Origin of the sequence: Lysinibacillus parviboronicapiens (assembly GCF_003049575.1) — a bacterium.
In the GTDB taxonomy this organism is placed as follows: Bacteria; Bacillota; Bacilli; order Bacillales_A; family Planococcaceae; genus Lysinibacillus; species Lysinibacillus parviboronicapiens.
Window position 1 is genome coordinate 1 of the sequence record NZ_PYWI01000055.1, and the last position, 10,744, is coordinate 10,744.

Annotated in this window: 10 protein-coding genes and 1 pseudogene; 3 read left to right on the forward strand and 8 right to left on the reverse strand. The window is 34.2% G+C overall.

Features of this window, described 5'->3' with window-relative positions; all coding sequences use genetic code 11:
- Nucleotides 1-149 precede the first annotated feature (149 nt).
- Entirely contained in the window at nt 150-641 is a 492-nt protein-coding gene (locus tag C9J35_RS24970; protein ID WP_052059863.1) for a VanZ family protein, read from the reverse strand.
- A 432-nt stretch (nt 642-1,073) separates the two neighbouring features.
- On the opposite strand from C9J35_RS24970, the pseudogene C9J35_RS22280 reads away from it, so the two are divergent.
- Nucleotides 1,074-1,983, forward strand: a pseudogene (locus tag C9J35_RS22280) (IS110 family RNA-guided transposase).
- 210 nt (nt 1,984-2,193) lie between these two features.
- Here the strand turns inward: C9J35_RS22280 and C9J35_RS22285 are convergent.
- The 4 genes from C9J35_RS22285 to C9J35_RS22300 form a co-directional block, all read right to left on the reverse strand.
- Nucleotides 2,194-3,213: a DUF4179 domain-containing protein gene (locus C9J35_RS22285; RefSeq protein WP_107927009.1), complete on the reverse strand. Its 1,020-nt coding sequence runs from the start codon at nt 3,211-3,213 to the stop codon at nt 2,194-2,196.
- The gene (locus tag C9J35_RS22290; RefSeq protein WP_107927010.1) at nt 3,203-3,730 is read right to left on the reverse strand and encodes a sigma-70 family RNA polymerase sigma factor; all 528 of its coding nucleotides are present in this window, start codon (nt 3,728-3,730) and stop codon (nt 3,203-3,205) included. The genes C9J35_RS22285 and C9J35_RS22290 overlap by 11 nt, the downstream gene beginning before the upstream one ends.
- Nucleotides 3,731-3,927: 197 nt before the next feature.
- Nucleotides 3,928-4,221 (reverse strand): 3-isopropylmalate dehydrogenase, encoded by a 294-nt coding sequence (locus C9J35_RS22295; RefSeq protein ID WP_107927012.1) that lies wholly within the window; start codon nt 4,219-4,221, stop codon nt 3,928-3,930.
- 358 nt (nt 4,222-4,579) lie between these two features.
- On the reverse strand, nt 4,580-5,767 hold the full coding sequence (locus tag C9J35_RS22300) for an MFS transporter (protein WP_107927014.1): 1,188 nt from the start codon (nt 5,765-5,767) through the stop codon (nt 4,580-4,582).
- A 91-nt stretch (nt 5,768-5,858) separates the two neighbouring features.
- Here C9J35_RS22300 and C9J35_RS22305 point away from each other — a divergent pair, with 91 nt between their 5' ends.
- The gene (locus C9J35_RS22305) at nt 5,859-6,728 is read left to right on the forward strand and encodes a LysR family transcriptional regulator (protein ID WP_107927016.1); all 870 of its coding nucleotides are present in this window, start codon (nt 5,859-5,861) and stop codon (nt 6,726-6,728) included.
- Nucleotides 6,729-7,375: 647 nt separating this feature from the next.
- On the opposite strand, the gene C9J35_RS22315 is transcribed toward C9J35_RS22305, so the two are convergent.
- Nucleotides 7,376-8,335, reverse strand: coding sequence for a proline dehydrogenase family protein (locus C9J35_RS22315; protein ID WP_107927023.1), 960 nt, complete (start codon nt 8,333-8,335; stop codon nt 7,376-7,378).
- 125 nt (nt 8,336-8,460) lie between these two features.
- Here C9J35_RS22315 and pdxR point away from each other — a divergent pair, with 125 nt between their 5' ends.
- Nucleotides 8,461-9,867, forward strand: coding sequence for a MocR-like pyridoxine biosynthesis transcription factor PdxR (gene pdxR / locus C9J35_RS22320; protein ID WP_107927019.1), 1,407 nt, complete (start codon nt 8,461-8,463; stop codon nt 9,865-9,867).
- 128 nt (nt 9,868-9,995) lie between these two features.
- Here pdxR and C9J35_RS22325 read toward each other — a convergent pair whose 3' ends face one another.
- The gene (locus C9J35_RS22325) at nt 9,996-10,406 is read right to left on the reverse strand and encodes a hypothetical protein (protein WP_107927021.1); all 411 of its coding nucleotides are present in this window, start codon (nt 10,404-10,406) and stop codon (nt 9,996-9,998) included.
- A 203-nt stretch (nt 10,407-10,609) separates the two neighbouring features.
- Nucleotides 10,610-10,741, reverse strand: coding sequence for a hypothetical protein (locus C9J35_RS25200; protein WP_499842782.1), 132 nt, complete (start codon nt 10,739-10,741; stop codon nt 10,610-10,612).
- Nucleotides 10,742-10,744 lie beyond the last annotated feature (3 nt).

The window sequence follows — 10,744 nt, forward strand, 5'->3', positions numbered from 1 at the left end:
AACATACAACTTTTGATTGAATAAATTATTATAGGTTCCCAAAACAGCATAGATAGTAGTTCCAATAAAAGACGGTTATTCAAACTGAAAAACGCGATCTTCATATTGAAGAATCGCGCCCGATTGTGGAAATAGTTTATCTTTTCCTCTTAACTTACCTTCCACGCAGGGGCATTCTTTTTATAGAATCCCTTGTACACTTTGAATAACAAAAAACCTAAAAAACAACTTATCGTATTTAATATAATATCATCTATATCGAAAGACCCTAAATATGCAAAAAACTGAATGCACTCTATGCTTACTATCAGCAATAAACAAGTGAACATAGTCTTAATTATTTTTCTTTGCGAGCGGAAAACCATCGGGATTAGAAAGCCCATTGGAATAAACGGAATGATATTACCTACGATATTTACAAAGGCGACGCCAATACTCAAATCACTAAGGTAAGTTTCAATTGTCTGGAATGGAACTAAATTATAATTTGAACCTCCCTCGGTTCTTCTCATAATGTTCATTTGTATTGTACTGATAGTATGATATATGTTTCCATTAAACTTGACCACCACAAAATTTATTACCATTAATATGTAAATAACAAAGGTGATTTTCCAATAATTTTTGTTCAACTTAAACACCTCATAATTGTAAAAAGCATAAAAAACCCTCCTAACAAAGATTCAATTATCCCCTTAATATTACCATAAAACATAACCTCTTTATTGCACTAACCTGGCCCTTTAGTGGAAAAAGCACTTTCCTTATTCCAGAAAAGCGCCCTTTAATGGAATAACGTTCAGCTTCTTTTAGTTGGTATCGTATTATAAGGTCAACCGGAGAAATCTGGTTGACTATTTTTTATTCAATTTATAGATTGATAGTAGCCGGAGCCGGAGTAGAACGGAAGCACCCGTGGGACTTGATCCCGATAACTAAACTGTTCGCCCTCTACTTGTTAACACATGATTAGGCTGGTTGGGACATAGTGATCCCGTATAACAAGCGAAGATATGAATAACAAGCTAGATAGAGGTTACCGGTCAATACACTACCTTAGGAGGAGATAAACTATGAATCCAGTAGTTGGTCTGGATGTCGCAAAAGGTGAAAGTCAGGTTCAAATGTTCTTGGATAAAAAAATGCCCTATAAAAGCAGCGTGAAAGTTGATCATACGGTGGATGGATTGGAAGAGTTACACTCTTATTTATTAGATTTAGAGCATCAAACAGGGATGAAACCACCTATTGTTTTAGAATCGACAGGACACTATCATGCCCCAGTCGTACCTTCCCTACATCTGAATCAGTACTAGAAGCAGGTGTAGAAGAGCTTGCACAATTTATTAATCAGCATTGTAAAGCACGTTCATTTAATTGGGCGCATGAAAGAGCTGAGGTTTTAATCGTAGCTGCAGAACGCAACCCATTTCAATCAACGCTTTATCAAAGCCTACTCGTCAGTCTAAATATGTATATTGAATTACTTCAAGCGTACCGCCAACAACTTTCTACGTTAGAGCGTGAGATTAATCAATTGGTGGCACAACTCGAAGAATATGAATTAATCCAGTCACTTCCCGGCATAGGTGAAAAAATCGCGGCAACGATACTTTCAGAAATTGGGGAAATTGAGCGGTTTAATCATCCCAAAAAGTTAGTAGCCTTTGCAGGACTAGATCCCAGTGTGTTTGAATCAGGTCGCTTTAAAGGCACGAAAAATCACATTACCAAACGCGGCTCGGCTCGGCTAGGCTTCGCCACATGCTTTACATGGCCGTCCGCTGTTCAATTCGAGATAGTCGTAAAAAGAAAACAACAGATGAAACCATTGCACGAAATAAACGATTACGGGCCTTCTACGATTTAAAACGTGTGGAAGGAAAGCCATATAAAGTAGCCATTATTGCTTGTGCAAATAAGCTTTTACATTGGATTTATGCGATTTTAAAAACGAAAACACCATTCCAAGAAACTATGTAGTAACAGCATTTTCAAATACAACAAAAACCTTCCAAATTGAATTCGGAGGGTTATTTGAGTTGCGCTTTTTAGTATAGCATGAAGTGTTTATTAATTTAAAAGATTTTTATTGACAATCTATTAGCTGGTTTAGTGAAAAAACGACTGCTCTATTGAACAATAACTTACCTTACTTTAAGTACAATAACTCACATAAAAACTATTTCATTATTATTTTTTTAAGTCGATGACAATAGTCTCAAGCTCAATTTTTGTATGGCCTTTTCCATAATTAAGACTTGCAATTTGAATTGGCTGAATGATGAGCTTACTAGCTCCCTCTTTAATTGTACCGAAGTCGCTTGTTCCTTTAAATGTTTTGTAGTCATTAGTTGTCTTTCCACCACCACCAGTTCCATTCATATACACATTACCGAGGTCATCTGTTACATGAAAAACAGGTGTCACACTTTCCCACTCTTTTAGAAGTTCATCTTTTATCACTTGTTCATAGCTAATTACAGTGGATACATCAGTGAACTCAATAGATTGAAGCGTGAAGCTCACATTCTCCTTCTGTACGGTTTTATTTAACAACTGTATATCACCTTCTAAACGGTTGAGTGAAAAAGCAAATGACCAATCGCCTTCTACTACTGAATCATTCGATGTACTATTAAAGGCTTCAGGACTCCAAGTAATTTCAACGGTTTCAGGATATCCTTCATCTTTGAAATGGGGAGTGAAAGATGCCAATCCTACATAGCGATTGTCACTAATCTTTGTAATTTTTTCACTACCTCCCATACCAATTGCATCAACAACATCAAACCTATTCATTGCACTGATTTCAATTTCTTGTTCAATTTCTTGTTCTGTTTCGAGTGCGAATGAAATAGTAATATTTGTTCCGTCATATACCGCATTGTCTATCATAACAGTCGTACCATTGCTCGTCTGTGCAAGACCAATATCAGTCGAAAAGGTTTCAAAATCTTTGTAGTCTCTCTCCTCATCATTAAAAAAACTAATGACATTATCCATAAATGGAATTTGAGATGCAAGAGACGGAAAGGCAAAAGCAACTGAAGTAGTAGTTAACCCTAAAATCATTGCTGCCGCTACAAATGGATTTTTAAATCTTCTTTTTTGTTGCTCAGCTTTCGCTTTTTTCACACCCAATTTAGATCTTTTATGTAATTCTTTTGGGATTTCTATTTTTTGTAACTCTTGATTTATTTTATTGTTCACAAATATCACCCTCCTTAAATTGTTTACGAAGCTTAACTAATGCACGATAAAGAACTGATTTTGCCGTTCCAAGTGGTATTCCCAATACCTCCGATATTTCTTTAAATGTATGATTATGATAAAACCTTAGTAAAACAATGCTTTTTTCATCCTCTTCCAATGTTTCTATCAAGTCTTGTAATGTTATAGAAAGAGGAATATCTTCATTCTCTGTTCCTATAAATTCCTCATATTCTGGTTTTAATTGAACTACTTTTTTATTCTTTTTAACTTGATTGGTTGCACAGTTCATTGTTATTTTCATTAACCACGTTTTGAAATACTCTGGGTTTTTCAATGTATCTATCTTTTTAAAAGATTGGTAAGCTACCTCTTGAACAACATCTAAAGCATCATCTCTATTTTTAACATATACATAAGCCATTCGATAAATATCTTCTTCGTATTCTCGGAAAAGCTTTAAAAAGGCTTTATCATCTCCTTTTTTTGCTTTTTTTACTAATCTAATAATTGGAATTCACTCCTCATTTTTTGTCTTACACTTATTAGACAAACCAAAGTCTAATTTGGCTTAAATTTTATTGGTTTTTTTATCAAATAAAATAATCGTCCAAATTAAGGACGATTACATTATCCAATTTTTCCTTTTCATAAAGAAAGACGCTTTCCTTATTACGGAAAAGCGCCCGTTAGTTGAACATTATCAATCATGAATTAAACTTTTACATTGTTATATTTTTTTATTACAGTTACTAGAATCGCAATAATAAAAACGATCACACTATTTGCTATTAAATACTGTCCCAGCTGCATGCCGTAAAAAATGGCAAAGGCATCCTTAATAATAAATATTGTTAGTACACCACCGATTGCACCAAATAAAACCGCTAATAGTAATATTATAAAGGCGGCAAAATATAAATTTTTCTTCTTCTTGTAAAATATAAATCCAATAATGTTTGCAATTACAATAAAAACTCCCATAAGTGGTAATAAAAAATCACTCATTTAACTCCCCCCATAAACATACTTTACCATAATTATTCGATTTCGTTTGATGATGCTCTTCAACAATCTGGCCCTTTAATGAAAACGAGCGCTGATCCTTGTTACAGAATCGCGCCCTTTAATGGAATAACTAAAATATTTATCAAATCCTATACTCATTAGTCATACTCTAATGAAAGTTTCCTTGTTCTCTTCTTCAATACAAAAGGAGTTAAATGCACAGCGAACTTGATATTCGGTACGTTCGTTCTAATATACATTTCCTCTCCCTTCACAACTGCAAAGGTGGGTGATGATTTCCCCTTTCAAAACCTTCAACAAGTTTTTGAAATGCTGGTATTGGAGAGTATTTTTATCCTTAAAATTGGTGATTCTCCATAAAATTTCTATTTAAATAGAAAGAATATCTGATAAAAATAAGTGCAAGTATACCGAATAATCCTCCAATCCAGCTTAAATTCACTATATTTGTATACTGAATAATGATTCCTCCTAATGCAGAACCTAGCATCATTCCAACATTCATTAAGGCGGTATTAAAACTGAGTACTGTTTCAGAGGATTGTGGTTTTAGTGAAATCAGATAAAACTGCTTTGCTGGTGTCGTTGTCCAAGTTGCTACTCCCCAACAAGCTAGTGTGACAAATACACCGACTGCCCTATACTGTGTAAATGTTAGTACAAATAAAGAGATGATATGAACACATAAACTTAATGAAATCGTTCGATTAGGTCCCCATCTGTCTACCGCATATCCTCCAAAGCGTGAGCCAATAAAAGCAAAAGTGCCTAAAACAAATAATGCGATACTTGTCATTTCTATAGAAAAACCAGCAGTATGACTTAATAATGGAGCAATGTAGGCGAACACCATCGTATATCCTAAAATCCAAAAGATCGTTGTCATTAAACCAGTAAGGACTCGTTTATCTTTCATAATTTGTAGCTGTTGTGTAAATGGCAGCGGTTGGTTTCCTTTTATGGATGGTAATAATTTGTAAAGTCCTATTATTAAAAAAACTGTGCCAAGCGCAATAATTAAGAAAATATAGTGCCAATCAAAATGTCCAGCTAAAAATGTTCCGATAGGTACTCCAAGTACTAATGAAACAGTGAAACCTGTAATGACTGTTGCCATAGCACTACCTCTTTTTTCTGGAACTGCAATTTGCGCAGCATAATTGGTGGCAACAACAATGTATAACCCTCCACTCATCGCCATAATGACTCTAGATAACATAAGAAAGACAAAATTATAGCTAAAAAATGCAACTAGATTCCCTAGAATAAATATAGAGATAGCATATAAAAGTACTTTTTTACGATCCAATTTAGACGTTAGCATGACCAAGATCAAAGCTCCAATAGCATAAGATAAAGAATAAATCGTAATCAACTGACCAGCCATTGAAATTGAAATATCTAATTCAAAAGAAATCAGTTCTAAAATTCCAGAAACAACAAACTCTGCTGTTCCTGTTACAAAAGCCCCTAAAGCTAAAAGTATGATGATTAGTTGATTCATATTATTTTTCAATTTGTACATCTCCTTATATTTGAACTACTGTTTTTATTTTATGTTCCATGTTAACATAAGTAAAATTGATGTTTTTAATAAAGGAGATGAGTAATTACTCATGACTATTGTGCGCTACGAAATCATTGCAAAAGTGGTTGAGCTAGGAAGCTTTACAGAAACTGCTGAAACATTAAATATGACCCAATCTGCCGTGAGTCATGCAGTTGCGAGTTTAGAATCTGAATGGGGAGTTTCATTATTAATTCGTGATCGAAAAAAAGGAATAACACTTACAGATATAGGACAAAAAATTCTGCCGCATATTAGAGAAATATTGAAAAGAGTGGAAGTCATTAATCAAGAAATTGCGCTTATGACAAGCTTGGAAACAGGTATTATTCGTATCGGCACTTTTGCAAGTGCTTCTTCCTGCTTATTGCCTAAATTACTTGCAAAATTCCGGAAAAAGCATCCTAAAATAGAATTTAAATTTTACGAAGGAACCTATGAAGAGATTACGGAATGGTTAGGTTCAGGCATTATTGACATTGGATTTGTAGTAAAAGGAAAATCAAACCCAAATTTCGATTTGGTTCCTTTGATTAAAGACAAGATGGTAGTCGCTTATCACCCTGATCATCAATTTCATTCTAAAGAAATAGTAGAAATGAATGATTTAATGTATGAATCCTTTATTATGCCAACAGGGATGTACCAATCACATGTTGAGGAATTATTTGCAGAAGCGCAAATTAAACCATCTATTCTTTTTGAAGTACAAGACTGTACAACCATCGCTAATATGGTACAGGAAGGACTTGGCGTTACGATAGGTCCAGAATTATTTTTAAAGACACAGCAAAACATAAAAATCAGCAAACTAAATATTGAAAACAGCCGTGAAGTAGCACTTGCCTGTCAATCAATTGCAAATGCTTCTCCTGCGGTTAAGGAATTTCTTCATGTGGCAAAAAATAGAAATTATTAATAAAACACTAAACTACTCCCCATAGTAAGCCAATCCTATTCATGGTTTGCAACACTTTGAACGCCCAACCCATGGCAGGACTGGCCCTTTAGTTTAATAAGATATCCTACAATTCTTAAAGAATAGAAAACGAGAATACTGAGTACTAAAAAGATTTGAATGATAATTCCCACCACACTACAAATTAAACCGGAAGTAGCTAATCTACTACCACTTTGGTTTTTTTCTACAATTTCTTTTGTCGCTTTTCTAGCAACTACAACTCCTAAACCACCAAAAAAAACCGATAAATGGTATTAGGATCTAAATAATACCAAGGTTTAAAGAAATTACCGAATTACTGTTTGTTTGAGCATTTTCAACCATTTAGATTTCCCCCTTTACAACCCTTTAGTTTAAGGGAAAATCTTCACAATTTTTTTGCTCCATAATTATTTTCATTAAAGTGTTACTCAAGAAAATGGCCCTTTCCATGAATAAAGACGCTTTCCTATTACGGAAAAGCGCCCTTTAATGGAATAAGAAAAATTCATTTTAAACATAAAATACATAATGTAACATCTTTATTGTGATTCAACATCATATACCTCTGTTTTTGTGAAAAAATTGGACTATATATTTTCAAAAATTTAGGGTTAAATGGTTGTTCAATATGATCTACTACTCTCTGGTAAAGATGGATTGATCATATCTGTTACTGCACGATATAGATTTTCCGGATATTCAGCTATTCGATGACATAAATACAAGTACCACTCTTTTCCGTAAGTCAAGTATACTTTACAGTTATACTCTTTGCTTTTTAAATTACTTAACAAATCTGGACGTATTCCGTAGAGCATTTCTATTTCTACATTGGGATGATTAAGATATTGACGGTGTACAATTTCTTGAATAAGAGTTTCATCATGTGTAGCTATAGAAACTGGGTGATTAGCTTCTATTAATTGTTCTACAAGTTTAAGATAACAGTTATTCAATTCCTTCGATCTAGACATAGCAACTTCGGCAGATTCTTGATAAGCCCCTTTGACAACTCGTATTTTCCCAGGATAACGAATGAGTTCCTGGATATCATTGTTAGATCGATATAAGTGTGCCTGTATAGTTATCCCCACATTTGGGTACTGCTCAGATGCTTTTTTATAGATATCGAGAATGTCATTCGTTTTCGATGATTCCTCCATACTTATCATAAGTGTAATTCCGTACATATTTGCTTTCTTGGCTATCTGAAGCAAATGAATATAAGCTGTTTCTGGATTCACAGATAATCCAATATGTGAGAGATCCAGCGAAACAGTTTGCTTAATAGACATAGAACCAATTTCTTCTATGAGATTCAAAAACTCATCTTTGGCTTTTATGCATTTTTTTAAATCTGTTATATTTTCCCCTATGTATTCAAGTGAAATAAAATAACCTTTTGAGATCAGCTCATTTGCTATCTCGATTCCTTCTTGTTTATTTTCTCCTGTAACAAACCGTTTGGCAGCTTTCAATAATAATGGATAGAGTTCATTGGATTGTTGAATATAGGATTTAATATGTTCATTTCGTGCAACCGATTTAAGTGCTTGAGCGACTTGAACTTCAGGGGTTTTCATCATTATTATACATCTCCTTTTTACTATTTGAATCCACTTTATCATGGTAAAATGGTTTATATTAGTACCACTTAACATCTTTTTTGATGGTACCACTTTTATTTATTGAAGGGGAAAATGTAAATATGCTTTGGATACCCATTGACCGATCGTTAGATATACCTTTATTTAGACAAGTTTATCAGCAAATACGAGAACAAATTTTAAACGGGGACTTACACTCAGAAGAAAAACTACCGTCGACACGTGAACTATCTTCTGAGTTGAATGTGTCCAGGAATGTGATTTTGGAAGCGTATGATCAATTATTGGCTGAAGGGTTTTTAGTTGCAAAAAGGGGTGCTGGAACATTTGTTGCTGAAGGAGCTTTTTTAGAACAACATAAAAAGGCGCCTTTATTTCATTGGAGTGAAGATGAAAACAATGAAGATCACATCATCAACTTTCGTTCAGGGATACCTTCACTGGATTTATTTCCAAGGAAGACATGGGCGAAATTATCTCACAGCACATGGAATGAAGCATCACCTTCTACGTTTGGGTATGACCTCCCTGAAGGACGACAGGAATTAAGGCAGGTTTTATCGCGCTATTTACTGAAAACTAGGGGTGTTGATTGTCATCCAGAACAAATTGTGATTACTTCTGGTGCAACTCAAGCTCTGACACTTGTCTCTAAATTACTTTTATCGCCGGATGATACAGTGATAATGGAAGATCCAATCACCAATGATATTCAAACTATATTTAAAACTTCAGGCGCTCTTCTTTACCCTATACCTGTTGACGAATATGGAATGAAGACATCTTTGCTGCCATTAAATAATATTCCAAGATTCATCTTTGTTACTCCGTCCCACCAGTTTCCGTTAGGAGGAACGTTGCCAATTCAACGACGAATTCAATTGATTAATTACTCGAGAAAAACAAATTGTTATCTTGTTGAAGATGATTATGACAGTGAGTTTAGATATGAAGGCCCACCTGTAAGTTCATTACAAGGATTGGAACCGGAACGTGTGTTATATATTGGTTCGTTTAGTAAAATCTTATCACCTGCTCTTAGAATGGGATATTTAATTCTTCCTTCACATCTTATTGAAAAATGCCGCAGTCTAAAATGGTTTTCGGATCTTCATACGTCTTCTTTAGATCAGCTTATTCTTGCCCGTTTTATTGATGATGGTTATTTGGAACGACATATTTCGAAGATGAAGAAGATTTATAAAAGTCGAAGAAACTTCCTTATCCATTGTTTAAAAACTACATTTTCGAATAAAGTTAATATAATCGGTTATTCGACTGGATTACACCTAATTGTTGAAATAACTGACTCTCATTTTTCAAAGGAATTAATTGGAGAAATCGAACAAATTGGAGTTAAAGTATATCCTGTAGAAGACCATACAATTAAAAAGGGAAAACACCTTAATCGAATTATTATTGGGTATGGCCATCTAAAAAATGAAGAAATAAAAGAGGGCGTAAGGAGATTACATCAAGCAATTTATAATACCAAAATCTTTAAGTAAGCCGGTTAATCCTTATTGAAAAGGAAAACCGGCTTTTTTTATCTAGAAATTGGTTTAGTACGTTTTCCGTGTTTTTCTACAGTACCCTACTACAGAATAGCGCCCGTTTGCGGATATATGAAAATTGATTAACCCTCAACAAGCCCATAGTATTTATAAAGTTTACCTTCTGATTCTACGAGTAAAATTGGTCCTCCAATTTCTTCTTTTTCTTTAACCGAAAAGACTTTTGCACCAACAGGCAATTTGTTCGACATTTCGTCTTCAAAGTTTGTATCTGTATCGTTTTTTGTTTTTATTTCTCCTACCTGCTCGTCTTTTGTTAAGGTTAGTGCTTCAACCCAATCAATTCCAGTCTGATAAATCACTCCATTGAACTGAAATATATCGGCTTCAGGATCTAATTTTAAAACCCCTTCCGCATTAGGATTTTCAGTTGTATAAACTTCTACTTTACCTTTATCCGATGAATTAGAACATCCAACAGCAGTTAATAAAACGAAAATAACCAAACCCAAAAATAATCTTGACACTTTCACATTATCCCTCCTTGGATTGTTAGACGGATAAAGGTTAATTAAGTTACCTATTTGTTCCGTTAATTGGTCCTTTTCATGAAGGAAGACGCTTTCCTTATTTTAGAAAAGCGCCCGATTGTGGAAGAAACATATTTTCAAGTTATTTATGATGCGGTTCACCGTCCCCCTACTCATAAGTCAGTTGCATTGGTATCCACTCTAATTTAATATTGGTCTGTTGTTGCTCCTAATGTAGCACCGCGAATCATAGATTCATCACTAAACTTTATTAAATCACTTGGTTTTCCTGTAACCACTACACCAATAATTTTAAGGTTCTGAGGTTCTAGTTTCATTTT

What these genes read in the sequence shown, in the direction of transcription:
- C9J35_RS22295 (WP_107927012.1), bottom strand. Translation starts at nt 4,221, where the DNA reads ATGAGTGATTTTTTATTACCACTTATGGGAGTTTTTATTGTAATTGCA.
- pdxR (WP_107927019.1), top strand. Translation starts at nt 8,461, where the DNA reads ATGCTTTGGATACCCATTGACCGATCGTTAGATATACCTTTATTTAGA.
- C9J35_RS22315 (WP_107927023.1), bottom strand. Translation starts at nt 8,335, where the DNA reads ATGAAAACCCCTGAAGTTCAAGTCGCTCAAGCACTTAAATCGGTTGCA.
- C9J35_RS22300 (WP_107927014.1), bottom strand. Translation starts at nt 5,767, where the DNA reads ATGTACAAATTGAAAAATAATATGAATCAACTAATCATCATACTTTTA.
- C9J35_RS22305 (WP_107927016.1), top strand. Translation starts at nt 5,859, where the DNA reads ATGACTATTGTGCGCTACGAAATCATTGCAAAAGTGGTTGAGCTAGGA.
- C9J35_RS25200 (WP_499842782.1), bottom strand. Translation starts at nt 10,741, where the DNA reads ATGAAACTAGAACCTCAGAACCTTAAAATTATTGGTGTAGTGGTTACA.